Origin of the sequence: Tsukamurella sp. DT100 (genome assembly GCF_049844855.1) — a bacterium.
Classification (GTDB): domain Bacteria; phylum Actinomycetota; class Actinomycetes; order Mycobacteriales; family Mycobacteriaceae; genus Tsukamurella.
Window position 1 is genome coordinate 1 of the sequence record NZ_JBNCLV010000005.1, and the last position, 22,708, is coordinate 22,708.

Annotated in this window: 24 protein-coding genes; 11 read left to right on the top strand and 13 right to left on the bottom strand. The window is 72.4% G+C overall.

Translation table 11 applies throughout. The features are described from left to right. Positions 1-72: 72 nt before the first annotated feature. The gene (locus ACLQ3K_RS13095) at positions 73-750 is read right to left on the bottom strand and encodes a hypothetical protein (RefSeq protein ID WP_224645040.1); all 678 of its coding nucleotides are present in this window, start codon (positions 748-750) and stop codon (positions 73-75) included. 34 nt (positions 751-784) lie between these two features. After that, positions 785-3,121, bottom strand: a complete 2,337-nt coding sequence (treY, locus tag ACLQ3K_RS13100) for a malto-oligosyltrehalose synthase (RefSeq protein WP_425999836.1) — start codon at positions 3,119-3,121, stop codon at positions 785-787. A 96-nt stretch (positions 3,122-3,217) separates the two neighbouring features. Here treY and ACLQ3K_RS13105 point away from each other — a divergent pair, with 96 nt between their 5' ends. Genes ACLQ3K_RS13105 through bioD form a run of 3 tightly spaced genes read left to right on the top strand, consistent with a single transcriptional unit; the run spans position 3,218 to position 6,334 of the window. Beyond that, on the top strand, positions 3,218-4,489 hold the full coding sequence (locus ACLQ3K_RS13105) for an adenosylmethionine--8-amino-7-oxononanoate transaminase (protein ID WP_425999838.1): 1,272 nt from the start codon (positions 3,218-3,220) through the stop codon (positions 4,487-4,489). A 4-nt stretch (positions 4,490-4,493) separates the two neighbouring features. Further along, a complete protein-coding gene (locus tag ACLQ3K_RS13110; protein WP_425999840.1) occupies positions 4,494-5,627 on the top strand; it encodes an 8-amino-7-oxononanoate synthase in 1,134 nt (377 codons plus the stop codon). Next, entirely contained in the window at positions 5,624-6,334 is a 711-nt protein-coding gene (gene bioD / locus ACLQ3K_RS13115) for a dethiobiotin synthase (protein WP_224645044.1), read from the top strand. The genes ACLQ3K_RS13110 and bioD overlap by 4 nt, the downstream gene beginning before the upstream one ends. Here bioD and ACLQ3K_RS13120 read toward each other — a convergent pair. Further along, positions 6,312-7,445, bottom strand: a complete 1,134-nt coding sequence (locus tag ACLQ3K_RS13120; RefSeq protein WP_425999843.1) for a phosphatase PAP2 family protein — start codon at positions 7,443-7,445, stop codon at positions 6,312-6,314. The two genes, bioD and ACLQ3K_RS13120, sit on opposite strands and share 23 nt — an antisense overlap. 192 nt (positions 7,446-7,637) lie before the next feature. Here ACLQ3K_RS13120 and bioB point away from each other — a divergent pair, with 192 nt between their 5' ends. Both bioB and ACLQ3K_RS13130 read left to right on the top strand, forming a co-directional pair. Further along, positions 7,638-8,645: a biotin synthase BioB gene (gene bioB, locus ACLQ3K_RS13125; protein ID WP_336670388.1), complete on the top strand. Its 1,008-nt coding sequence runs from the start codon at positions 7,638-7,640 to the stop codon at positions 8,643-8,645. 5 nt (positions 8,646-8,650) lie between these two features. Next, entirely contained in the window at positions 8,651-8,860 is a 210-nt protein-coding gene (locus ACLQ3K_RS13130; protein ID WP_426000424.1) for a hypothetical protein, read from the top strand. Positions 8,861-9,443: 583 nt separating this feature from the next. On the opposite strand, the gene ACLQ3K_RS13135 is transcribed toward ACLQ3K_RS13130, so the two are convergent. The 4 genes from ACLQ3K_RS13135 to ACLQ3K_RS13150 all read right to left on the bottom strand — a co-directional run bounded on the left by ACLQ3K_RS13135 (position 9,444) and on the right by ACLQ3K_RS13150 (position 12,820). Then, positions 9,444-10,100, bottom strand: coding sequence for an FMN reductase (locus ACLQ3K_RS13135; protein WP_425999845.1), 657 nt, complete (start codon positions 10,098-10,100; stop codon positions 9,444-9,446). Position 10,101: 1 nt separating this feature from the next. Beyond that, complete coding sequence (locus tag ACLQ3K_RS13140; protein WP_425999847.1) at positions 10,102-11,235, bottom strand: LLM class flavin-dependent oxidoreductase; 1,134 nt, start codon at positions 11,233-11,235, stop codon at positions 10,102-10,104. Between the two features lie 90 nt (positions 11,236-11,325). Further along, positions 11,326-12,042, bottom strand: a complete 717-nt coding sequence (locus tag ACLQ3K_RS13145; RefSeq protein WP_425999849.1) for a hypothetical protein — start codon at positions 12,040-12,042, stop codon at positions 11,326-11,328. A 76-nt stretch (positions 12,043-12,118) separates the two neighbouring features. Beyond that, positions 12,119-12,820, bottom strand: a complete 702-nt coding sequence (locus ACLQ3K_RS13150) for an NUDIX hydrolase (protein ID WP_224645051.1) — start codon at positions 12,818-12,820, stop codon at positions 12,119-12,121. Between the two features lie 48 nt (positions 12,821-12,868). Here ACLQ3K_RS13150 and nadA point away from each other — a divergent pair, with 48 nt between their 5' ends. Genes nadA through nadC form a run of 3 tightly spaced genes read left to right on the top strand, consistent with a single transcriptional unit; the run spans position 12,869 to position 16,256 of the window. Then, complete coding sequence (gene nadA / locus ACLQ3K_RS13155; protein WP_425999852.1) at positions 12,869-13,924, top strand: quinolinate synthase NadA; 1,056 nt, start codon at positions 12,869-12,871, stop codon at positions 13,922-13,924. Beyond that, a complete protein-coding gene (gene nadB / locus ACLQ3K_RS13160) occupies positions 13,921-15,396 on the top strand; it encodes an L-aspartate oxidase (protein WP_425999854.1) in 1,476 nt (491 codons plus the stop codon). Before nadA ends, nadB begins: the two co-directional genes overlap by 4 nt. Continuing rightward, a complete protein-coding gene (gene nadC, locus ACLQ3K_RS13165) occupies positions 15,393-16,256 on the top strand; it encodes a carboxylating nicotinate-nucleotide diphosphorylase (RefSeq protein ID WP_425999856.1) in 864 nt (287 codons plus the stop codon). Before nadB ends, nadC begins: the two co-directional genes overlap by 4 nt. On the opposite strand, the gene ACLQ3K_RS13170 is transcribed toward nadC, so the two are convergent. Both ACLQ3K_RS13170 and ACLQ3K_RS13175 read right to left on the bottom strand, forming a co-directional pair. Then, entirely contained in the window at positions 16,213-16,716 is a 504-nt protein-coding gene (locus ACLQ3K_RS13170; RefSeq protein WP_425999858.1) for a hypothetical protein, read from the bottom strand. The two genes, nadC and ACLQ3K_RS13170, sit on opposite strands and share 44 nt — an antisense overlap. Next, a complete protein-coding gene (locus tag ACLQ3K_RS13175) occupies positions 16,713-17,186 on the bottom strand; it encodes a DM13 domain-containing protein (RefSeq protein WP_425999860.1) in 474 nt (157 codons plus the stop codon). The genes ACLQ3K_RS13170 and ACLQ3K_RS13175 overlap by 4 nt, the downstream gene beginning before the upstream one ends. A 165-nt stretch (positions 17,187-17,351) precedes the next feature. On the opposite strand from ACLQ3K_RS13175, the gene ACLQ3K_RS13180 reads away from it, so the two are divergent. Next, on the top strand, positions 17,352-18,038 hold the full coding sequence (locus ACLQ3K_RS13180; RefSeq protein WP_224645057.1) for a response regulator transcription factor: 687 nt from the start codon (positions 17,352-17,354) through the stop codon (positions 18,036-18,038). Then, complete coding sequence (locus ACLQ3K_RS13185) at positions 18,038-19,174, top strand: sensor histidine kinase (protein ID WP_426000426.1); 1,137 nt, start codon at positions 18,038-18,040, stop codon at positions 19,172-19,174. Before ACLQ3K_RS13180 ends, ACLQ3K_RS13185 begins: the two co-directional genes overlap by 1 nt. A gap of 1 nt (position 19,175) precedes the next feature. Here the strand turns inward: ACLQ3K_RS13185 and ACLQ3K_RS13190 are convergent, their stop codons facing one another. Continuing rightward, complete coding sequence (locus tag ACLQ3K_RS13190) at positions 19,176-19,802, bottom strand: DUF1345 domain-containing protein (RefSeq protein ID WP_425999862.1); 627 nt, start codon at positions 19,800-19,802, stop codon at positions 19,176-19,178. 167 nt (positions 19,803-19,969) lie between these two features. Here ACLQ3K_RS13190 and ACLQ3K_RS13195 point away from each other — a divergent pair, with 167 nt between their 5' ends. Further along, positions 19,970-21,034 (top strand): NAD(P)-dependent alcohol dehydrogenase, encoded by a 1,065-nt coding sequence (locus ACLQ3K_RS13195; protein ID WP_425999864.1) that lies wholly within the window; start codon positions 19,970-19,972, stop codon positions 21,032-21,034. Position 21,035: 1 nt separating this feature from the next. Here ACLQ3K_RS13195 and ACLQ3K_RS13200 read toward each other — a convergent pair whose 3' ends face one another. From ACLQ3K_RS13200 to ACLQ3K_RS13210, 3 genes are read right to left on the bottom strand one after another with little or no spacing between them, the layout of a single operon-like run. Further along, positions 21,036-21,443 (bottom strand): VOC family protein, encoded by a 408-nt coding sequence (locus tag ACLQ3K_RS13200; RefSeq protein WP_336670377.1) that lies wholly within the window; start codon positions 21,441-21,443, stop codon positions 21,036-21,038. A gap of 10 nt (positions 21,444-21,453) precedes the next feature. Continuing rightward, positions 21,454-21,915, bottom strand: coding sequence for a helix-turn-helix transcriptional regulator (locus tag ACLQ3K_RS13205; RefSeq protein WP_224645062.1), 462 nt, complete (start codon positions 21,913-21,915; stop codon positions 21,454-21,456). Further along, a complete protein-coding gene (locus ACLQ3K_RS13210) occupies positions 21,881-22,594 on the bottom strand; it encodes a lysophospholipid acyltransferase family protein (RefSeq protein WP_224645063.1) in 714 nt (237 codons plus the stop codon). The genes ACLQ3K_RS13205 and ACLQ3K_RS13210 overlap by 35 nt, the downstream gene beginning before the upstream one ends. Positions 22,595-22,708 lie beyond the last annotated feature (114 nt).

The following is a 22,708-nucleotide window of genomic DNA, read 5'->3' on the forward strand; positions in this document are numbered from 1 at the left end:
CCGTCAGCTACAGCCCACCACCGAAACACCGATCCTGCTGGCACATCGAGGTGGCAGATCCCATCCTCACAGTCAGTGCAGGCCCTCCCACTCCGTGGTGCGGGCGCGGTGCAGTTCCAGCGCCGCGAGCGCCGACTCCGCGGTCTCGTGCCGGCCGCCCGTGATGCAGCCGATGGCGCGATAGTCGTGCTGGTCGAGCGAGCGGAACCGCCACACCTCGTCCAGCGAGTGTGTGCAGACGTGCGTGGTGAGGGTGACCAGCGCCGGCGCGCCGAGGCAGGCGCTCGCGTCCTCCGCGAAGATCTCCGCGAATGTGCGCTCGCCGAGGCGGACGTAGAGCGTGTCGCTCATCGGCACCTCGCTGAGCACCGTGCGGTCACCGGCGAGGATCAGCCGATCGTGGATGTCGGCGGTGAGCTCCCAGGCCGACGCCATCCCGGCGCAGCGGATCAGCAGGTGCGCGACCTCCTCCGCGTCCTGGAGCAGGCCCAGGATGGAGTTGCGGCCCTCCCGCTGGGCCCGCACCTCGATGGCGCCGCCGGGCACCATCTGCGCGGTGAGCCGCGACGTGCCGGCGACCGTCACCAGGCGCCCGGTGGGCAGCAGATCGGCGGACAGGCCGTGCTCGCGCAGCGATTCGGCTACCCGCGCCAGCGAGGAGGCGCGGATGCGGTTGCCGCTGACACCGGCGCGCGCGGTGGCGGACTGGGCGAGTGCCGTGGAGACCGGCCGCGGGGTTTCGCTGTTCATGGCCCGAGTGTGCGCGGACCCACTGACAAGTTTTCTATTCGCGCACCAGGAGGGCGACAGGGTGTTCGAGGAAGAGCTCGGCGAGTGGCACCTGACCTGTGACGATCTGCCCCGTCAGGCGGTCCGTCCAGGCCGACTCGCCGAGGTCGATCCGCGTGTCGCGCCAGCCGCCTGCGCGCTCCAGGCCCAGCGACCGGCGCGTCGCGAGTGCGGCGACGTCGGGCGCGCCGCCGTCCGGGCCCCGATGGAAGCCGAGCAGGTGGTCGGCGGCCGGCCCGGCGGCGAGAACGGGGGAGTAGGTGCCCCGGACGAAGCTGCCCGGCCGCTCGCGCCGCAGCCGGAGCGCCGCCCTGACCAGCCGCTGCTTGGGGTGGGCGTCGTCGGCGGCATCCCAGTCGACGGGGCGGCGGTTGTCCGGGTCGACGAGCGAGTCCTCCCACCGCTCCGTGCCCTGGTAGACGTCCGGCACGCCTGGTCCGGCGAGCTGCAGCAGCTTCTGCGCGAGGGCGTCCGACCGGCCGTGCGGCGCGAGCGCGCCGACGAGGTCCGTCATCGTCGCGCCAACGGCACCGTCGAACAGCGCGTCGAGGAAGGCGTGCCCGGCGGCCTCGAAGGCACCGTCGGGCGCGGTCCACGACGTGCCGACGCGCCCCTCCCGCATCGCCTTCTCGGCGTACGCGTGCAGGCGCGCCCGCAGCTCGTCGGTGATCGCGCCGTCCTCCGGCCAGACCCCGAACGCGGTCTGCAGCAGGAACAGGCCCGTCACCGGGTCGGGCGGTGAGGGGAGCAGGGGCATCGACCGGTCGACGAACGCCGCCCAGTCGTCCGGGCACTGGCTCAGCACGCCGATCCGGGCGCGCACGTCCTCGCCGCGCTTGGTGTCGTGGGTCGACAGCGTCGTCATCGCCGCGGGCCACTCCGCGGCGCGGCGGGCGAGGGCCGGGTGCGGATCGCTCGGCCCGAGGTTCGACGGTGCGCCACCCACCTCCTGCAGCGAGACGAGGCGCGCGGAGCGGTAGAAGGCGGTGTCCTCGAGCGACTTCGCCGTCAGTGCGCCCGTGAGCTGCGCGAAGCGGGCCGCGCTCTCCGCGCCGCGGTCGATCGCCGCGGCCACCGCCACGATCGCCCGATGCTCGGCCGAGGTCTCGGGCCCCGCGGCGTCGATGAGGCGGCGCCGGACGGCCTCCGCCTGCGCGCTGAGCACGGGGTAGTCGTCGCGGTAGTAGGGGATCTCGTTCATCCAGAACAGGGCGGCGTCGGCGAGGTCGTCGATCGGGACGGCCGTCCCGGTCTCGACGCGAATCGCGCGGGCCAGCCGCAGGAACTCCGGCCGCAGGTCCCGGGCCGCCAACTCGTCCCGAAGGCGGAGCGTCGCGCCCGAGTTCCGGCGGACGGCACCGTCGTTCCCGGTCCAGCGTTCGTGGAGCGCGCTCAGTCCCGGCTCCCCGGCGGGGTCGAGCAGCGCATGACCCAGCTCGCGGAGCGCGTCGTAGCCCGTGGTCCCCGCGACCGGGAGGATTGGGTCGAGGGGTTCGCCGGGCTCCAGGATCTTCTCGATCACGATCCACGCGCCGGGGCCGGCGAGCTCGCGCAGCCTCCGCAGGTAGCGGACCGGCTCGGCCAGTCCGTCGGGGTGGTCGACGCGCAGGCCGTCGGCGATGCCGTCCGCGAACCAGGAGCCGATCTCGGCGTGCGTCGCGGCGAAGACCTCGGGGTCCTCGACGCGGACCGCGGCCAGGTCGTCGACCGTGAAGAAGCGACGGTAGGACCGGATCGGGGCGTCCCACAGCACCAGCCGGTAGGGCTGCGCGTAGTGGACGCGTTCGGCGTCGCCGCCGCCGACCTCGCGGCCGATCGGGAAGACCCGATCGTGGTAGCGCAGCACCGGCTCGGCGCCCGACCGGTCGACGGTCAGCGCCGCGGCGTCGGCCTCGGAGCCGAGGACGGGGAGCGCGAGCTTGCCCCCGGCGCCGTTGCGCGGGTCCCAGTCGATGTCGAAGTAGTGCGCGAACGCCGACTTCCGGCCGTGCTTCAGCACGTCCCACCACCACGGGTTCTGCTCCGGGCGCCCCACACCGAGGTGATTGGGGACGATGTCGATCACCAGCCCGAGGCCGTCGACGTGGGCCGAATCGGCGAGCCTCTCGAGGCCCTTGCGGCCGCCCAGCTCGGCGCGCACCGTCGTCTGATCGGTGACGTCGTAGCCGTGCGTGGAGCCGCGGACGGCCTCGAGCACGGGGGAGAGGTAGAGGTGCGTCACGCCGAGATCGGCCAGGTAGGGCACGCGGCGGGCGGCGTCGTCGAAGGTGAACGACGGGCCCAGCTGGAGGCGGTAGGTCGCGCCGACGGGGCGCGGGTCGCCGGATGCCATGTCGCCGATCATGCCATCCGCCGCAGCCGCCGCCGGGCCGCAACACCCGCCCGGCGGATGACGACACCGCGCGGGCCACCGCTAACGTGGCCCGACATGACGCCCGACGAGATCCTCGCCCTGGACACCCGGACGCTGTGGCACCCCTACAGCGCCGTCGGCGGCGCGGGGGCGCGGGTGGTCGCCTCCGCGGAGGGCGTGCACCTCACCCTCGGCGACGGGACACGGGTCGTCGACGGGATGAGTTCGTGGTGGGCCGCGATCCACGGCTACCGCAACCCCGTCCTCGACGCTGCCGCCAAGGCCCAGATCGACACGATGTCGCACGTCATGTTCGGCGGCCTCACCCACGAGAGCGCCGCCCGCCTCGGCGAGCTGCTGGTGCGGATCACGCCCGACGGCCTCGATCGCGTCTTCCTCGCCGACAGCGGCTCCGTCTCCATCGAGGTCGCGGTGAAGACGGCGCTGCAGTACTGGCGCGCCCGCGGCGTCGACGGCCGGAACCGCCTGCTCACCTGGCGCGGCGGCTACCACGGAGACACCTTCACCCCGATGAGCGTCTGCGACCCCGACGGCGGCATGCACTCGCTGTGGAGCGACGTCCTCGCCACGCAGGTCTTCGCTCCCGCGCCGCCCGCCGAGTACGACGAGGCCTACGTCGCCGAGCTGGATCGGCTGGTGGCCGAGCACGCCCACGAGCTGGCCGCCGTCATCATCGAGCCCGTCGTGCAGGGCGCCGGCGGCATGCGCTTCCACCCGCCCGCCTACGTCGCCGCGCTGCGCGAGATCACCCGGCGGCACGGGGTGCTGCTCATCTGCGACGAGATCGCCACGGGTTTCGGCCGCACCGGCACCCTCTTCGCCTGCGACGCCGCCGGGATCACCCCGGACATCCTCTGTGTCGGCAAGGCCCTGACCGGTGGCTACCTGACCCTCGCCGCGATGCTCTGCACCGACGAGGTGGCGCTCACCATCTCGAACTCGGACCAGGGCGCGCTCATGCACGGTCCGACCTTCATGGGGAACCCGCTGGCCTGCGCCATCGCGGTCGCCAGCACCGAACTGCTGCTCGCGCAGGACTGGGCCGCTCGTGTCGCCGAGATCGAACAGGGGCTGCGGGAGGGACTCGCGCCGCTGCGCGAGCTACCCGGCGTCGTGGACGTCCGGGTGCTCGGCGCCATCGGCGTCGTGCAGCTCGACCGACCCGTCGACATGGCCGCCGCGACGGACGCGACGGTCGCTGCGGGCGTGTGGTTGCGCCCCTTCCGGGACCTCGTCTACACGATGCCGCCGTTCATCAGTTCGGCCGCGGACGTCGCGGCGATCTGCGGAGGGGTCTCGGCCGCCGTGCGCGCGGCGCTACAGTGAGGGCATGAACGGTGTTCAAGTAGACGCGCTCGGGTGGCTCGACGGCTACGCCGCCGACCGCGCGGAGGCGGGCCTCCGGCGGTCGCTACGGGCCCGACGCCCCGGCGAGCCCGGCCTCGATCTGGCGTCGAACGACTACCTCGGCCTCAGTCGCCACCCCCGCGTCCTCGACGCCGCCGCCGATGCGCTCCGCGTCTGGGGCGCCGGGGCCACCGGATCGCGGCTGGTCACCGGCACCACGGAGCTGCACGAGGAGTTCGAGCGCAACCTGGCGGACTTCCTCGGCGCCGAGGCGGCCCTCTGCTTCTCCTCCGGATACCTCGCCAACCTCGGGGTCGTCACCGCCCTCGCCGGGCGGGGCGCCCTCGTCGTCTCCGACGGCGGCTCGCACGCCTCCCTCGTCGACGCCTGCCGACTCTCCCGCGCGCGCGTCGTCGTCACTCCGCGGGGCGACGTGAACGCTGTTCGAGAAGCCCTCGCGGGTCGCGTCGAGGAGCGGGCGATCGTCCTCACCGACTCGGTCTACAGCGCCGACGGAATGCTCGCGCCCGTCGCCGAGCTGCACGCCGCGACCCGCGCGCACGGCGCGGTCCTCGTCGTCGACGAGGCCCACGGCCTGGGCGTCCGCGGCGACGGCGGCCGCGGCCTGGTCCACGAGCTCGGCCTCGCCGGCGCGCCCGACCTGGTCATCACCGCGACCATGTCCAAGGCCCTCGGCTCCCAGGGCGGCGTGGTCGTCGGCCCCGAGCGGGTGCCGACACACCTGATCGACGCCGCGCGGCCCTTCATCTTCGACACCGGCCTCGCCCCGGCGGCGGTGGCCGCCGCGGACGCCGCCCTCGCGGAGCTGCGCGCCGAGCCCGCGCTCGCCGGCCGGGTCCTGAGCCGGGCCCGCGCCGTGGCCGCCGGGATCGGCGCGCCCGAGCCGACCTCCGCAGTGGTCTCGCTCGTCCTCGGCGATCCCGAGCGCGCCGTCGCCGCCCGGGACGCCTGCGCGGCGCAGGGGGTGCACGTCGGCTGTTTCCGGCCGCCGTCGGTCCCGGAGGGCACCTCCCGCCTGCGGATCACCGTGCGCGCCGATCTCACGGACGCCGAGGTGGCGACCGCCGTCGCCGCGATCCGACGGGCCGTCGCGTGATCCTCTGCGTCACCGGCACGTCGACCGGCGTCGGCAAGACCGTCGCGACGGCGGCACTGGCCGCCGCGCTGCTGCGGAGCGGGCCGGTCACCGTGGTCAAGCCCGCGCAGACCGGCTTCGCCGACGGCGCCGAGCGCGACGAGGACGGTCAGCTCTCCGACGCCGCCGAGGTCGCGCGCCTCGCGCCGGGCGCGGTCACGGTCGAACATCTGCGGTACCCCGAGCCCCTCGCGCCACTGACCGCCGCCCGTCGGGCGGGCCTGCCGCCGCTCGGGCGCGACGAGGCGGTGGCCGTCGTCCGGGAGGCCGAGGGGGCGGTCCTGGTCGAGGGCGCGGGCGGCGCCCTCGTGCGCCTCGGGGAGGACGATTCTCGAACGCCGTTCACCCTCGTCGACCTCGCGGCCGACCTCGCGGCGCCGGTCGTCGTGGTCGCCGACCCGGCGCTCGGCACGCTCAATCACACCGAGCTGACGGTCCGTGCCCTGGAGGCGGGCGGCGTCGCGTGCGCGGGCATCGTGCTGTCCCGCTGGCCGGACGAGCCCGGGCTCGCCGAGCGCTGCAACCTGATCGACCTCCCGGAACTCACGGGCGTGCCGATCGTCGGGCGGATCCCCGACGGTGCCGCCGCGCTCCCGCCGGAGCGGTTCGCGGCGGCGGCGCCGTCGTGGTTCGACGCGGGCTGGCTCAGCGCGCGATCCAGGCGCTGAGCAGGTCGATCCGCTGCCATCCGCCCTGCACGTCGAGGGGGTAGCCGGCGGGCCCCGCGGTGCCGGCGATCCGCTCGCGCAGCTGGGCGTCCGTCAGGTCGGGGTGCGCGGCGCGCAGCAGGGTGATCGCGCCGGCGGGAACCCGGACCGGTGCATCGCCCCCGACGCGCGGCAGGCCCCAGGCCAGGTCGCGACGGTACGCCGCGGCCGCGGCCGCGGTCTCGACGTAGTTCTGCTGGCAGGCCACGACCTGCGCGATTCCGCCCCCGGCTCGCGCGCTCAACGCGGCCCGGAGCTCGGAACGCGCGGCGGCGACGGCGCCCGCGAATCGCGGGTCCGCCAGCGCGTCCGCCACCGCGGCCTGCGCCAGGATCCGGCCGCCGATCACGTCGAGCGGGTAGTGCACGCCGAGCACCACGCGATGCCGGCCGTAGTCGGCGCCCCGCGCCAGCAGCTGCGGGCCGAGCTCGGGGAGCAGGGTGGCGATGACGAGCGCCTCGGCGTAGCCCCACGCGGTGTGGCCGGACGGGTACGAGCCCGACCCGCGCACCGATTCGTACAGGTCGGCGCGGCCGTCGCCGTACTTCGCGATCCGGTCCGGGGCGACCTCGAAGGGCCGCTGGTACTGGAAGTGCTTCTTCGCGGCGGAGGTGTCGACGTAGGAGTTGATCAGCGCCGTCTTGCCGACGAGGAGCGCGGTGGTGTTCGGGAGCTCGCCCGCCTTCTCGGCGGCGCGGAACGCCGGGGCCAGACGGCTGCCGAGGGCGTTGAAGATCGAATCGTCGAGGATGCCGTAGTTGTCGTTCACCGCGTACTGCCGCTCCGCGGCGGTGGCGGCCCGGTTCGTCGCGACGGCCGTGTCCAGGTTCGCCGTGAGGATGGACTTCGGCAGGCTCGAGAACGCGGCCAGCTGATCGATGTACGAGTTCGGCGCGGCCTTCGTGGCGCTCGCAGCGCCGGTTGCGGGCTCCGCCGACGGTGCCGCCTTCGGCGTGAGGACGCAACCGCCGGTCGGCGCGGCCGCCGCCGGGCCGGCCGTCCAACCGAGAGGTGTGACCAGGGAGGCCGCGGCGACCGTCGCGACCAGGATCTTCTTCGAGCGCAGCTTCATGGGGACACTGTCCCGTCGATACCTAGAAAAGGGAAGGAAACGATTCCGGTCGAGTCGGTGAACGTTTCCCGCCCGCGCCCGGCGGGCCTTGAACACCGTTCATGAATTGAACGCTGTACAGTGCTCGGTAGCCGCGGCGCCGTAGGTGTCGCAGACCACAGCCGACCGACCACAGCCGACGAGGGAGATCACATGACCGGGGTCCTGGCCGACATCATCGAGGTCGCGCGCGAGCAGGTGCTCGAGCGCGGCGAAGGGCTCAGTCAGGAGCAGGTGCTGGCCGTGCTGCAGCTGCCCGACGAGAAGCTCGACGACGTGCTGCAGCTCGCGCACGAGGTGCGCATGAAGTGGTGCGGCCCGGAGGTCGAGGTCGAGGGCATCATCAGCCTCAAGACCGGCGGCTGCCCCGAGGACTGCCACTTCTGCAGCCAGTCGGGCCTGTTCGAGTCGCCGGTGCGCTCGGCGTGGATCGACATCCCGTCGCTGGTCGAGGCCGCGAAGCAGACCGCCAAGACCGGCGCCACCGAGTTCTGCATCGTCGCGGCCGTCCGCGGCCCGGACAAGCGCCTGATGAGCCAGGTCGCCGCCGGCATCGCTGCGATCCGCAACGAGGTCGACATCCAGATCGCGTGCAGCCTCGGCATGCTCACCCAGGAGCAGGTCGACGAGCTCAAGGCGATGGGCGTGCACCGCTACAACCACAACCTCGAGACCTCGAAGTCGCACTTCCCGAACGTCGTGACCACGCACTCCTGGGAGGAGCGCTGGGGCACGCTCCAGATGGTCCGCGAGGCCGGCATGGAGGTCTGCTGCGGCGGCATCCTCGGCATGGGCGAGACGCTGGAGCAGCGCGCCGAGTTCGCCGCGAACCTCGCCGAGCTCGAGCCCGACGAGGTGCCGCTCAACTTCCTCAACCCGCGCCCGGGCACGCCCTTCGGCGATCTCGACGTCCTGGAGCCGAACGAGGCGCTCCGGGCGATCGCCGCCTTCCGCCTGGCGCTGCCGCGCACCATCCTCCGCTTCGCCGGCGGCCGCGAGATCACGCTCGGCGACCTCGGCGCCGAGAAGGGCATCCTCGGCGGCATCAACGCCGTGATCGTGGGCAACTACCTCACCACGCTCGGCCGCCCGGCCGAGACCGACCTCGACCTGCTCGGCGAGCTCAAGATGCCGATCAAGGCCCTGAACGATACCCTGTGACCGTCATGGCCGACAAGGAGCCGGTGTACGACGTGTACACCGGCAAGCCGCTCGCCGAGGGGGAGCCCGTCCTCGCGGCGGCGCTCCTCGGGCTGGAGCCGCCGCGCTACTGCGCGTACTGCGCGCGCCGGATGATCGTCCAGGTCAGCCCCCACGGGTGGACCGCGCGCTGCTCCCGACACGGCGAGTTCGATTCGTCGAGCGGCGAACGCTGACCGGCGGTCCCCGCCGCACTCGCTAGGCTTCGTGCCGATGACTACTGCAGCCCCGGCTCGGACCGCGTCGGACATCGTCGTGCCGGGCGTGATCGCCGCCGTCCTCGGTGCCGCAGGCGGCCTGCTCTGGGGCCTGACGGTGCCGGGCGTCCGCGGCGTCCTCACCCGGTCCGGCGTCATCTGGCGCGAGGGCCAGCTCGACAACATCTTCTTCGCGACGGTCCTGTTCGTGGCGGTCTCGGCGGTCGGCGGGCTGCTCACGGGCGCGCTGGTCTTCGTCGGGCGACGGCGCACTCCCCGGGGCGTCGCGGTCACGCTGACCGCTGCGGCGTTCGCGGTGCTGGTCGCGACGCCACTCGGTCAGGCCGTCGTCGACGCGCGGTTCGCCGGGCCGGGGGAGCCGGGCCTGGACTTCACCGCGGCGCCCTCGATCCGGCTCGACGGTGCGAACGTCTTCGCCCTCGCCGATCACTCCGGCGGGCGGCTCGGCGACCTGGCCTCGTGGGTCCTGGTTCTCGTGTGGCCGGCATGCGCCGCGCTGTGGTGCACCGTGTCCGCCCTGGTCGGCCGGCTCCCGGAGGAGTCAGTCGCCGGTGTGCCCGCGGAGCAGGTCCGCGAAGTCGGCGACGGGGCCCAGGTCGAGGGCCTTGCCGGAGCGCCGGGGGGCGCCGAGGTCCGACGGTCCGCCGAAGCCGGCCACGGCACCGTCGGCCTGGACCAGCGCGCCGGCGAGCTCCGCCCCGGCCCGTGAGATCCGGGTCGCGAGCTCGGCGGAGCCGAAGTCCTCGGTCGCGGCGAACACGCCGGTCGGGAGGATCTGCGCGCGCAGGTAGCTGAACAGCGGCCGCAGCGCGTGGTCGAGGACCAGCGAGTGCCGGGACGTGCCGGCGGTGGCCGCGACGAGCACCGGGACGCCGGTCAGGGCGTCGGGGTCGAGGGCGTCGAAGAACATCTTGAACAGCCCGCTGTAGCTCGCGGTGAAGACCGGCGACACCGCGATGAGGCCGTCCGCGGCGGCGATAGCGTCCTTGGCGGCGCCGAGTGCGGGCGTCGCGACGCCGGTGGTCATGACGGTCGCGAGGTCGCGGGCGAGTTCGCGCACCTCGATCACGGTCACGTCGACCGCCTCACCGCGGGCCGACACCGCGGCCCGGGTGGCGTCGGCCAGCTGATCGGCCAGCAGGCGGGTCGACGACGGCTCGGACACACCGGCCGCGACGACGACGAGGGAGCGGGTCATGTCAGGCCTCCTTCGCGGCGACGAGGTCCTGGGCCGGCACGACGAGGTGGTGCGGCGACTCCGGGCCGGCGGCGACGAGCGAGGCGTGGCTCGGCGGGTCCGACGGGACGTGCGCCGGTCGACGCAGCTCGAACTCCTTGCGGAGCACCGGGACCACCTGGGTGCCGAGGATCTCGACCTGCTCGAGGACCTGCTCCAGCGGAAGGCCCGCGTGATCGAGCAGGAACAGCTGGCGCTGGTAGTCGCCGGCGTAGTCCGCGAAGGCGAGCGTCTTCTCGATCACCTGCTCGGGCGTGCCGACGGTGAGCGGGGTCATCTGCTCGAAGTCCTCCAGCGACGGGCCGTGCCCGTACACGGGTGCGTTGTCGAAGTAGGGGCGGAAGCGGCGCTTCGCCTCCGCCTCGGTCTCGGCCATGAAGACCTGACCGCCGAGGCCGACGATCGCCTGGTCCGCGGAGCCGTGGCCGTAGTGCTCGAACCGCTGGCGGTAGAGGCGCACCATCTGCTCGGTGTGCTCCTTGTTCCAGAAGATGTTGTTGTGGAAGAAGCCGTCGCCGTAGAAGGCGGCCTGCTCGGCGATCTCGGGCGAGCGGATCGAGCCGTGCCACACGAAGGGCGGCGTGCCGTCCAGCGGCGCCGGCGTCGAGGTGTAGCCCTGCAGGGGCGTGCGGAACTCGCCCTCCCAGTCGACGACGGGCTCACGCCACAGGCGGCGCAGGAGGTGGTAGTTCTCGATGGCCAGCGGGATGCCCTGACGGATGTCCTTGCCGAACCAGGGGTACACCGGGCCCGTGTTGCCGCGGCCCAGCGTGAGGTCGACGCGGCCCTCGGCGAGGTGCTGCAGCATCGCGTAGTCCTCGGCGATCTTCACCGGGTCGTTCGTGGTGATGAGCGTGGTCGCGGTGCTCAGCGTGAGGTGCTGCGTCTTGGCCGCGATCCAACCGAGCAGTGTGGTGGGGGAGCTGGGCACGAAGGGCGGGTTGTGGTGCTCGCCGGTGGCGAACACGTCGAGCCCCACCTCCTCGGCCTTGAGCGCGATCTTCGTCATCGCGGCGATGCGCTCGTGCTCGCTGACGGTGGTGTCCGTGGTCGGATCCGTGGTGACGTCGCCGACGCTGAAGAGTCCGAACTGCATGTCGATCCTTCCCGATCGGGCCCCGGTCGGGCCCTTCACGAACTGTAACGGACTGCGGTCCGATTATGTTCCGCGGGGTGGATCGCGAGGTCAGAGGGGCTCGCGCCGGAGGACGTCGGAGGAGTTGAGGATCAGCACCTCGCGGTCGGATTCGGTGAGGGCCGTGACGAATCCGGACTCGACCTTGAGCACGTGGGCGGTGACGACGCCCGTCTTGGTGTGCAGGCGCTCCGCCGGCGACCAGGGCGTGCGCTCGACCGCGGCGAGGATCAGCACGGCGACCGCCGCGATCGACCCCACCTCGCGGACGGCGAAGTCGACGGTCCGCCCGCTGAAGCCGTCGGCGAACCAGTGCTTCACCGCGAGGATCACCAGGGCGATCGCCGTGGCGCCGATCGGTACCCACACGTAGTGGTAGGTCACCGTCAGTGCGATGCAGGCGGACGCCAGGACCGCGACGAGGAGCGCGGACCACACGCTGGTGGTCGACTTCGTGTGCATGCGCCACGCCAGGCGCAGGGCCGACAGCGGCAGCAGGACCATCACGAGGACGCTGGTGAACTCGGGGTCGCTCATGAGAGTGCCGAGCACGATCGTCAGCGCGCTGTTGACGTCGGTGACGGCCATCATCCGCGACGCCACGCGCCAGTCCCATTCCGAGACGACCAGGAGTCGGAGGACGACGAACAGCACGGCGACGCTCGCGCCCGTGCCCAGTGTCCGCACGATCCGGGCATCCGTGGCGTCCGCCAGCTTCTTCGCGATCGCGCGGTCCTGCGAGGCCTCGTCGGTCTGTGCTTCGCTCACACGCGGATCGTAATCACAGCCGGGTGTCTCGTGCTTGCGATCACGCAGCTCCGGCGACGGTGGCCGCGCGACCGGCTCAGCCCGGCGGGCGGAGGGTGGCGAACTCGTCGGTGATCCGCAGGTAGGAGTCGGTGTACCGGTACAGCGCGGGCGGGCGGCCGCGGGTCGCCTGTCCGGTCTCGCCGGTCGCGGTGATCACCGACCGTCGGGAGAGGATGCGCAGCAGGTTGGTGGAGTCCACCGGGTAGCCCAGGACGGCGACGTAGATGTCGCGCAGCTGTGAGACGGGGAAGGCGCGAGGGGCGAGCGCGAACCCGATGTTCGAGTAGGAGAGCCGGGCCGCCAGCCGGGCGCGGGCGCGGTGCACCATCGCGGCGTGGTCGAACGCCATCGTCGGCAGGGCTTCGACGGGGTGCCACGTCGTGTCGTCCGGGAGACGCGGATCGGTGCCGGACCGGACGAGGCCGAGGAAGGTCGAGGCCAGCGTGCGGTCCGCGTGTTCGCTCGCCGGCACCCGGTGCGGATCCGAGAACTCGGCGAACTGCTCCAGGTGTGCCACCTCGGTGAGGTCGACCTTCTCCGCGAGCAGCCGGCGGGCGCTGGTCGGGAGGTCCTCGCGGGCGTCGAGCAACCCGCCCGGGAGCGACCATGCGCCCTGGTCGGGGGCCATCGCGCGCTGCCACAGCAGGACCTCGACGGTGCCCTCGCTCACGCGGAACACGACGGAAAGGACTTCGTGCGCGACGTGGTGCGGGGGAGCGGTGCTAGCATCGGCCATATATCGATCATAGGTCGATAAATTATCGGATCGAGAAAGGGAGGCGAGATGACCACAGCCACGTCCGCCACCACCACGGAATTCAGCTCGCCGCTCTCCGAGCGGATCGTCGAGGGCGGTGGCATGTACACCGGTGTCGACGGCGACCGGGAGTGGGCCGCCGAGGTCAAGCGTCTCGCCAAGCTCCGCGACGCCACGATCCTCGCCCACAACTACGAGCTGCCCGCGATCCAGGACGTCGCCGACTTCGTCGGGGACTCGCTGGCGCTCTCCCGGATCGCCGCCGACGTCTCCACGTCGACGATCGTCTTCTGCGGCGTCCACTTCATGGCCGAGACGGCGAAGATCCTCAGCCCCGAGAAGACCGTGCTGATCCCGGATCAGCGCGCCGGCTGCTCGCTGGCCGACTCCATCAAGGCCGTCGATCTGCAGGAGTGGAAGGACGAGCACCCCGGCGCCGTCGTGGTCTCCTACGTCAACACCACCGCGGAGGTGAAGGCCCTCACCGACATCTGCTGCACGTCGTCGAACGCCGTCGAGGTGGTGCAGTCGATCCCCGAGGACACCGAGATCCTGTTTCTCCCCGACCAGTTCCTCGGCGCGCACGTCAAGCGCGTCACGGGCCGGCAGAACATGCACATCTGGGCGGGCGAGTGCCACGTCCACGCCGGCATCAACGGCGACGAGTTGGCCGCGCAGGCGAAGGCCCACCCGGACGCCGACCTGTACGTACATCCCGAGTGCGGCTGCGCCACCTCGGCGCTTTACCTGGCCGGCGAGGGCGCCGTCCCGGACGACCGGGTGAAGATCCTCTCCACGGGCGGCATGCTCGACGCCGCCCGTGAGACCGGCGCCAAGGAGGTCCTCGTGGCCACCGAGGTCGGCATGCTGCATCAGCTGCGGATGGCCGCCCCCGGCGTCGAGTTCCGCGCCGTCAACGACCGCGCCTCCTGCAAGTACATGAAGATGATCACGCCGGCGGCACTGCTCCGCTGCCTGGTCGAGGGCAAGGACGAGGTCTTCGTCGACGCCGCGATGGCGGACGCCGGCCGCAAGGCCGTCACGCGCATGATCGGGATCGGGCAGCCCGGCGGCGGAGAATGACCACCACCGCCGTCGCCGATCTGCTCGTCGTCGGCGCGGGCGTCGCCGGCCTGACCGCCGCGGTCGCCGCGGCGGACGCGGGCCTGACCGTCACGGTGCTGTTCAAGCCCTCGACCGGCGGCGCACCGTCGACCTCGACGGCGTACGCGCAGGGCGGGATCGCCGTGGTCGACCCGTCCGATCCCGGGGACTCGATCGACCGGCACGTCGCCGACACCGTCGGCGCGGGCGGGCCGCTCGTGGACGTCGTCGCGACCCGGTCGATCCTGGCCGACGGGCCTGCCGCGGTGGACCGGCTGATCTCCTGGGGCGCCGCGTTCGACCGGCGCCCCGACGGGCGACTCAAGCGCACCCGCGAGGGCGGGCACACCGTCTCGCGGATCATCCACGCCGGCGGTGACGCCACCGGCGCCGAGGTCCAGCGCGCCCTCACCGCCGCCGCGAAGACCCGTCCCACCCTGACCGCGCGCCCCGCCCAGGCGTACGCGCTGCTCGCCGACGGTGACCGCGTCGTCGGGGTCCGGACGGCCGAGGGCGACGCCTTCGGGCGGACCGTCCTGCTCGCGACCGGCGGTGCCGGACACCTGTTCTCGAGCACCACCAACCCGTTGGGCGCCACTGGCGACGGCATCGCTCTGGCCGAGGCGGCGGGCGCCGACGTCCGCGAGCTCGAGTTCGTGCAGTTCCATCCGACGATGCTCTACACGCCGGGTGCCCGCGGCCGCCGGCCCCTGATCTCCGAGGCCGTCCGCGGCGAGGGGGCGCACCTCGTCGACGCGAACGGCGACGCCGTCATGGACGGCGTGCACCCGATGGGTGACCTCGCGCCCCGCGACGTCGTGGCCCGCGCCGTGACCGACGCGATGGAGCGCACGGCGGCGCCGTGCGTCTACCTGGACGCGACGATGATCCCCGATGTGGCGGACCGTTTCCCGACGGTGACCGAGGCCGTCCGCGCCGCGGGCCTCGACCCGCAGACCGACTTGATCCCCGTCGTCCCCGGCGCGCACTACCTGTGCGGCGGCGTGGTCACCGACCTGCACGGCGCGACCGGCGTCCCCGGTCTGTACGCCGCGGGCGAGGTGGCCCGCACCGGCCTGCACGGCGCGAACCGCCTCGCCTCCAACAGCCTGCTCGAGGCGCTCGTGATGGGCCTGCGGGTGGCGACCGCCGCGCAGACGGCGCCCGCGCTGCCCGGCGGCCCCGTCCGCGAGATCGCGCCGCCGCACGCCCGTGCGGAGCGGGACGCCCTGCAGGACGCCATGACCCGATCCTGCGGCGTCCGGCGCACCGTCGACGGCCTGTTCGGCCTGACCGCGCTGCTGGCGGATCCCGCCTTCGTCGCGGACGCGCCCGCGGTATCGTCCCGGGACCGGGAGGACGCCGTGCTGACCGCGGTCGCCCGGCGGATGGCGGGGCAGGCCCTGGCCAGGCAGGAATCCGTGACCGAGGTAGTGGAGGTACGTCCGTGACCGAGCTGACGCTGGAGCCCGACCGCGCCGAGGTGGTGCGGCTCATCCGCACCGCCCTCGACGAGGACCTCCGCTACGGCCCGGACGTGACCAGCGAGGCCACCGTGCCCGCGGGCGCGACCACGCTCGCCAAGGTCATCAGCCGCGAGCACGGGGTGCTGGCCGGCATCCCCGTCGCGGAATGGGTGCTCGACGAGGTGGTCGGCCCCGGCAACTACCGGGTACCCGCGAAGATCGCCGACGGCACCGTCATCGCGCCGGGCGACGTGGCGATGGCCATCGAAGGCCCGACGCTCGCCCTGCTCACGGCCGAGCGCACCCTGCTCAATGTCGTCACCCACCTCTCCGGCATCGCGACCGCGACGGCCGCCTGGGTCGCCGAGGTCGAGGGCACCGGCACGAAGATCCGCGACAGCCGCAAGACGCTCCCCGGTATGCGCGCGCTGCAGAAGTACGCCGTCCGCGCGGGCGGGGGCGTGAACCACCGGATGGGCCTCGGCGACGAGGCGCTGATCAAGGACAACCACGTGGTCGCCGCTGGATCGGTGACCGCCGCGATCGAGGCCGTGCGGCGCCGCGCGCCCGGCGTCCCGCTCGAGGTGGAGGTGGACTCGCTCGACCAGCTCGAGGAGGCCTTCGCGCTCGGCGTCGACCTCGTACTGCTCGACAACATGCCGCTGTGGATGACGCAGTCCGCCGTGCAGCGCCGGAAGAAGCTCGCGCCGCGCACGAAGCTCGAGTCGTCGGGCGGGCTCTCCCTCGACGTCGCGGCGGACTACGCCCGGACCGGCGTCGACTACTTGGCCGTCGGGGCGCTCACGCACTCGGTGCGGGCGCTCGACCTCGGTCTCGACCTCTGATCCGATCGCCCAGCGTCGCGGCCGGCGACCAGCGGCGCGCGAGCTCGCCGCCGGCGAGGACCGTCGCCGCGAGCACGACCATGACCGGGTACTGCACGACCAGTTGGTCTGCGGCCCAGTAGAAGCCGAGCAGTCCCGTCGCGACGAAGGCCGTCGCCCGCGGCAGGAGGCCGATCAGCGCGGCGACGCCCAGGGCGACTTCGGTGAGCGGCACCAGGATCCCGAAGACCGTGGCGAAGCGGCCCATGACCTCGGTGGCGAACCAGACGAACGCGCCCGGCACGCGGGGATTCCCGGTCGCACTGCCGACCACCAGGAGGATGTCCCTCCGGCCGAATCCCGCGTGGTACTTCACGTACCCCTCGTGCAGCCACGCCGCGCCGAGGGCGATCCGAGCGACGACGACGGTCACCGTCGCCGCCCGCGTCACCGTCGCCGCCCGCGTCGCGGTCGGGGTCATCGCCCGAGCTGCGCGGCGCCGAAGACGGCGAGCGCCTTGTCGCAGTGCACGACCAGGTGCGTGTAGTCGGCGGCCGCGACGCCCTCGGGGAGCGTGAACCGCTGCGCGGCCTTGTCGTAGGCGATCGCGCCCAGGCGGACGCCGCCCTTCACATCGGCCTCGGTGGTGCCCTTGGTCAGGTACAGGTGCAGGTCCGGGCCCTCGTCCGAGGAGAAGCCCGCGAGCTCGACGGTGCCGCCCGTGATCGTCGCGGTTCCGGCGACGTTCTTGCCGTTGAGGCCGGCGAACATCCCCGTGACCGCCGCGGTCGACGGCGCGGACATCGGCATGGACATCTGCGTGGACATCGACATCGGGGTCGTTGTGCTCGTCATCGGCTCGGCCGACATGTCCTTCGCACCGCCGCACGCGGTCAGGGCCAGGCCCAGGGCGACGGTGGCGACGGCGCCGGTGAGGTGGGAAGCGCGCATGATGGGACTCCTTCTCGTGACGTGGCCGGCGGCTGGGGCGCCGGCTCGTGATCGAGTCAAACGCCGGTCGCCGACGGGGAGAAGGAGAGTGTCAGCGCCGTAAGGGCACCTTTCAGTTCCGTAAGGAACGGCGCGCTCGCCGCCGCCGCGCCTACGCTCGGACTCATGCACGAGGGGTCACGGGTGATGGTCGTCGAGGACGATCCGGCGGTCCGCACGGTCGTCGCCGACCACCTGCGGCTCGCGGGATGCCTCGTCGCCCAGCACCGCGACGGGGCGCAGGCGTGGGAGGCCTTCCAGGCCGAGCGGCCCGATCTCCTGGTGCTCGACCGCATGCTCCCGGGGCTCAGCGGCGACGAGCTGTGCCGGCGGATCCGCGAAGTCTCCGCGGTGCCGATCATCATGCTAACGGCGCTCGACGGCGTGGACAACCGCATCGACGGGCTGGAGAGCGGCGCCGACGATTACCTCGCGAAGCCCTTCTCCCTCCGCGAACTGCAGCTGCGCGTCAACGCCCAACTGCGCCGCAGCGCGCCGTCCGAGGCCGGCCTGGTCTTCGAAGCCGGGCCGTTCCGCATCGACGCCGCGCACCGCCGGGTGTGGGTCTCGGGCCGCGAGATCCCGCTGACCACGCGGGAGTACGAGCTGCTGCTCTACCTCGCGCGGAACCCGGACCGGGTGATCAGCCGCGACGAGATCCTGCGGGAGGTGTGGCGTTGGGGCTTCGGCGATCCGTCGACGGTGACGGTGCACGTGCGCCGCCTGCGCGAGAAGATCGAGGAGGATCCGCGCAATCCCGCACACCTGCGGACCGAGTGGGGCGCCGGGTATCGATTCGGGTGGGACCGATGATGCTCGACGGTGCCGCGCTCGCGCAGATCGCTGCGACCGCCCTGGTGGTGACCATCGCGGTCACCGTCGGCACGCTCGGCGTGCTCCGGCTGAGCCGCCGCGCGAGCATCGGCGTCCGGGCGGCGGTCGCGATCGCCGGCGCCCTGGTCTCGGTGGTGGCGTCAACTCTCGCGATCGCGCTGCAGATGTACCTGTCGCGGCACGACCTCACGGTGCTGCTGTGGGTGATCGGCACGTCCGCGGTGTTCAGCGTGATCGCGACGCCCTTCGTCGTGGGACGTGCCGTCGGGTCGTCGATCGACGCCCTGCGCACGGCGACCCGACGAGTCGGCGATGGCGACGTGGTCGAACCGACCCGCACGGGGCTCGCCGAGCTCGATGCGGTCTCGGCCGAGCTCGCCGAGACCTCGCGGCGCCTTGAGGAGTCTCGGGCCCGCGTGACCGAGCTGGACGCCGCCCGCCGCCAGTTCTTCGCGTGGATCTCGCACGACCTGCGGACGCCGCTCGCCGGCGTGCGGGCCCTCGCGGAGGCCCTCGACGAGGGCACGGCGCCCGATCGCGCCGCTTACCTCACCGCGCTCCGCGGCAAGGTGGAGACGCTGAACGCGATGATCGCCGATCTCTTCGAGCTCTCGAAGCTGCAGACCGGGACCCTGCAGATCCATCCCGAGCCGGTGGTCCTGCTCGACCTGATCAGCGACGCGGTCGCGGACTGTCGCGCCGAGGCCGAGCGGCGCGGGATCACGATCGCGCAGAACGGCATCGACGGGCATCTCGTGCACGTCGATCCGCGGGAGCTCACCCGCGTCATCGGCAACCTGCTCGCCAACAGCCTGCGGCACGCGCCCCAGAACAGCGAGGTGGTGGTACGGGCCGACCGCGTCGACGAGCGCCTGGTGCTCAGCGTCATCGACCAGGGGCCGGGTGTGGCCGCCGAGGACCTGGGGCGGATGTTCGACGTGGGCTGGCGCGCCGACGCCGCCCGGTCCGCCGAGGTCGACGGTGCGCCGCCCGGTGCGGGCCTCGGCCTCGCGATCGTCCGCGGCATCGTCGAGGCGCACGGCGGCACCGTCGTCGCGCGGAGCACCGACGCCGGCTTTCGGCTGGACCTGACGCTGCCGGTGGTCGGCGGCTGACTCAGCCGCTGGCCAGGCTCACGACGAGGTTGATCGTCGTCGCGAGGATGCCGTTCGCGAAGACGAAGGAGAGCAGGGTGTGGCGCAGCGTTTCGGCGCGGACGTCGCTGGACGTGATCGCGGTGTCCGAGACGCAGTAGGCGGTCCCGAAGGACAGCGAGATGTACGCGAAGTCGGTGTACCGCGGCGGCTGGGTCTGGTTGAAGTCGATGCCGCCGGGCGGCGGGGTGTCGTAGTAGGTCTGCGCGTACCGCAGCGTGAACAGCAGGTGCATCATGAGCCAGGAGAGGATCGTCGTGCTGAGCGCGAGGCCGCCCAGCGCGAGCCTGCCGTTCGGCGTCGCCGCGTGGGCGTCCGCCATGACGATCGCCACGGCGATGAGGCTCGCGAGCGCGCAGGTCATGGTCAGGAAGTTCCCCAGGCGGCGCTGCGGGTCCTCCTCGGTCGAGTGGGCCGCGGTGGTCTCCGCGTCCATCGGCGAGATGGTCAGCCAGACCCAGACGACGTAGATCCCCGCCGCGGTCGCCCAGCCCGCGGCGGGCGCGTGGCGCCACGAGTCGAGCATGCCCACCGCGACGGCGACCCCGCCGCCCACCAGGACCATGACGGTGGCGCGGATCCTGGCCACCGCGGCTCGTCGCCCCGCCACGGCCGGCCGGCTGTCCTCTGAACCGGTTGCAACTGCATCGTTCGGCATGGGGGAATCTAAGCACCGGATCACGACTTCCGTACCCCGCGCGGAGAATCCGGCGGGGCCCCGGGGCCGGGTACGGACCGGCGGGGGCGGAGCGCACAATGGAAAGCATGATCGTGAACGCATATGGAGCCGTATCCGCAACCGAGCCGCTCGCGCCGATGACGATCGAGCGCCGCGATCCCGGTCCGCACGACGTGCAGATCGCCGTCCGGTACGCGGGCATCTGCCACAGCGACATCCACACCGTCCGCAGCGAGTGGGGCCCCGCCCGGTACCCCGTGGTGCCCGGCCACGAGATCGCCGGTGAGGTCACCGCGGTCGGCTCCGAGGTCACGAAGTTCGCGGTCGGCGACCGCGTCGGCGTCGGTTGCTTCGTCGACTCCTGCCGCGAGTGCGCGGCGTGCCTGCGCGGCGAGGAGCAGTACTGCGAGCGCGGCATGGTCGGCACCTACAACGCGAAGGGCCGCGACGGGCTGCCCACCCAGGGCGGCTACTCGACGGGCATCGTCGTCGACGAGAACTACGTGCTCCGGGTACCCGAGAGCATCGACTACGCCGCGGCCGCACCGTTGCTGTGCGCCGGCATCACCCTGTTCAGCCCGCTGCGGCACTGGAACGTCGGCCCCGGCAGCAAGGTCGCGATCATCGGCCTGGGCGGCCTCGGCCACATGGGCGTCAAGCTCGCCGCGGCGATGGGCGCCGAGGTGACCGTGCTCAGCCAGTCGCTGAAGAAGATGGAGGACGGGCTGCGCCTCGGCGCGCAGCACTACTACGCGACCTCCGACCCCGACACCTTCAAGGTGCTGCGCAACCGGTTCGACGTCATCATCAACACCGTCTCCGCGAACCTCGACATGCACCCGTACTTCGGGATGCTGGCCGTCGACGGCACCCTCGTCGAGGTCGGTCTGCCGGAGCACCCCGTCCCGGTCAACGTCTTCGATCTGACCCGCAACCGCCGGAGTTTCGCCGGTTCGATGATCGGCGGGATCGCCCAGACCCAGGAGATGCTCGACTTCTGCGCCGAGCACGGCATCGGCTCCGAGATCGAGCTCATCTCGGCCGATCAGATCAACGAGGCCTACGAGCGCGTGATCGCCTCGGACGTCCGGTACCGCTTCGTGATCGATACCGCGACGATCGAGGCGTCCGCCGCGGTCTGATTCAGAGCTGATTGATCCGGATCAGGTTGCCCGCCGGGTCGCGGAAGGCGCAGTCGCGCACGCCGTAGTCCTGGTCCATCGGCTCCTGCACCACGTCCGCGCCCGCACCGGCGACGCGCTCGAACAGGCCGTCCAGGTCGTCGGTGGACAGGGTGATCGCGGTGTAGGCGCCCTTGGCGATGAGGTCGAGCACCGTCTGCCGCTCGTCGTCGGTGACGCCGGGGTCCATGGCGGGCGGGTGCAGCAGGATCGACGTCTGCGGCTGGCCCGCCGGTCCGACGGTGAGCCAGCGCAGGTCCTGGTAGCCGACGTCCTTGCGCACCTCGAAGCCGAGGAGGTCGCGGTAGAAGCCGAGGGCGGCCTCGGCGTCGGTGTGGGGCAGGTAGGCGAGCGAGATCGTGAGGTTCATGCGGCCCACGTTATTGCGGCGGGGCGTGCGGTGCTTCTCGATTCCTGACCGGTCGCATCACCTGGCGGGCGAGGCACGCGGGAATGCCCTCGGCGGCGGCGCTGTGGTCGCGCTGGTACACGCTCGGCGGAACGCCGACGAGCTCGGTGAACCGCGTGCTGAACGTGCCGAGGGACGAGCAGCCCACCGCGAAGCAGGCGTCGGTCACCGAGACGTCGCCGCGGCGCAGCAGCATCATCGCCCGCTCGATCCGGCGGGTCATCAGGTACGAGTACGGCGCTTCGCCGTAGACGCGCTTGAACTCGCGGCTCAGATGCCCGGCCGAGAGGTGCGCGCCGCGGGCCAACTCTTCGACGTTCAGCGGCTGCGCGAACTCGCGGTCGATGCGGTCGCGCACCCGGCGCAGGACCGCGAGGTCGCGCGCCCGCTGCGCGGGATCAGGACTCCGGGCGCCACTTCTTGGCGTACTCATCCACGTACTCCTGCCCGGTGAGGGCCTGGATCTCCTGCATCAAGCGGTCGGTCACCGAACGCTCGAGCTGGTGCCGCTCGTCGGGATCCGACGGGATGTCGTACTCGATCGGCTCGATGGGCTTGGCGAACTTCACCTGTACCTTCTCGGCGTGCCAGCTGAAGGGTCCGGGCGGCGAGACCTTGTCGGTGCCGATGACGCCGACGGGGATGATCGGGACGTTCGCCTCGAAGGCGATCCGGACCAGGCCGGTGCGTCCGCGGTAGAGCCGGCCGTCGGGGGAGCGGGTGCCCTCGGGGTACATGCCGACGAGGCGGCCCTCGGCGAGGAGCTTCTTCGCGGTGTTGAGCGCGGCGGTCGCGGCGTCGCCGCCCGCGCGGTCGACGGGCACCTGGCCGGTCTGCGTGTAGAAGAACTTCTGCAGCTTGCCCGAGACGCCGGGAGCGGTGAAGTAGTCGCTCTTGGCCAGGTAGGAGATGCGGCGCGGCACCACCAGCGGCACGAACAGCCAGTCCGCGATGGACATGTGGTTGCCGGCGATGAGCGCCGGACCGTCGACCGGGATGTTCTCCAGCCCCTCGACGGTGGGCCGGTTCACCAGCCGGATCGTCGGTCCCACCGACACGTGCTTGATCAGCCAGTACAGGAGGCCCTGGTCGCCGTGGTTGGTCTCAGCCATGGCGGACAACTTACCGGACCGTCAGGTGCCGCAGAGCGGTGAAGGGCGGCGCGGGACGGGCGTGTGACCGCACTCATAGCGGCCGCCGCCGTCCGGTTCGCCGGGGTGCTGCCC

Coding starts and splice junctions, on each gene's coding strand:
- ACLQ3K_RS13095 (WP_224645040.1), bottom strand. CDS start 750: ATGAACAGCGAAACCCCGCGGCCGGTCTCCACGGCACTCGCCCAGTCC.
- treY (WP_425999836.1), bottom strand. CDS start 3,121: ATGGCATCCGGCGACCCGCGCCCCGTCGGCGCGACCTACCGCCTCCAG.
- ACLQ3K_RS13105 (WP_425999838.1), top strand. CDS start 3,218: ATGACGCCCGACGAGATCCTCGCCCTGGACACCCGGACGCTGTGGCAC.
- ACLQ3K_RS13110 (WP_425999840.1), top strand. CDS start 4,494: ATGAACGGTGTTCAAGTAGACGCGCTCGGGTGGCTCGACGGCTACGCC.
- ACLQ3K_RS13120 (WP_425999843.1), bottom strand. CDS start 7,445: ATGAAGCTGCGCTCGAAGAAGATCCTGGTCGCGACGGTCGCCGCGGCC.
- bioB (WP_336670388.1), top strand. CDS start 7,638: ATGACCGGGGTCCTGGCCGACATCATCGAGGTCGCGCGCGAGCAGGTG.
- ACLQ3K_RS13130 (WP_426000424.1), top strand. CDS start 8,651: ATGGCCGACAAGGAGCCGGTGTACGACGTGTACACCGGCAAGCCGCTC.
- ACLQ3K_RS13135 (WP_425999845.1), bottom strand. CDS start 10,100: ATGACCCGCTCCCTCGTCGTCGTCGCGGCCGGTGTGTCCGAGCCGTCG.
- ACLQ3K_RS13140 (WP_425999847.1), bottom strand. CDS start 11,235: ATGCAGTTCGGACTCTTCAGCGTCGGCGACGTCACCACGGATCCGACC.
- ACLQ3K_RS13150 (WP_224645051.1), bottom strand. CDS start 12,820: ATGGCCGATGCTAGCACCGCTCCCCCGCACCACGTCGCGCACGAAGTC.
- nadA (WP_425999852.1), top strand. CDS start 12,869: ATGACCACAGCCACGTCCGCCACCACCACGGAATTCAGCTCGCCGCTC.
- nadB (WP_425999854.1), top strand. CDS start 13,921: ATGACCACCACCGCCGTCGCCGATCTGCTCGTCGTCGGCGCGGGCGTC.
- ACLQ3K_RS13170 (WP_425999858.1), bottom strand. CDS start 16,716: ATGACCCCGACCGCGACGCGGGCGGCGACGGTGACGCGGGCGGCGACG.
- ACLQ3K_RS13175 (WP_425999860.1), bottom strand. CDS start 17,186: ATGCGCGCTTCCCACCTCACCGGCGCCGTCGCCACCGTCGCCCTGGGC.
- ACLQ3K_RS13180 (WP_224645057.1), top strand. CDS start 17,352: ATGCACGAGGGGTCACGGGTGATGGTCGTCGAGGACGATCCGGCGGTC.
- ACLQ3K_RS13185 (WP_426000426.1), top strand. CDS start 18,038: ATGCTCGACGGTGCCGCGCTCGCGCAGATCGCTGCGACCGCCCTGGTG.
- ACLQ3K_RS13195 (WP_425999864.1), top strand. CDS start 19,970: ATGGAAAGCATGATCGTGAACGCATATGGAGCCGTATCCGCAACCGAG.
- ACLQ3K_RS13200 (WP_336670377.1), bottom strand. CDS start 21,443: ATGAACCTCACGATCTCGCTCGCCTACCTGCCCCACACCGACGCCGAG.
- ACLQ3K_RS13205 (WP_224645062.1), bottom strand. CDS start 21,915: ATGAGTACGCCAAGAAGTGGCGCCCGGAGTCCTGATCCCGCGCAGCGG.
- ACLQ3K_RS13210 (WP_224645063.1), bottom strand. CDS start 22,594: ATGGCTGAGACCAACCACGGCGACCAGGGCCTCCTGTACTGGCTGATC.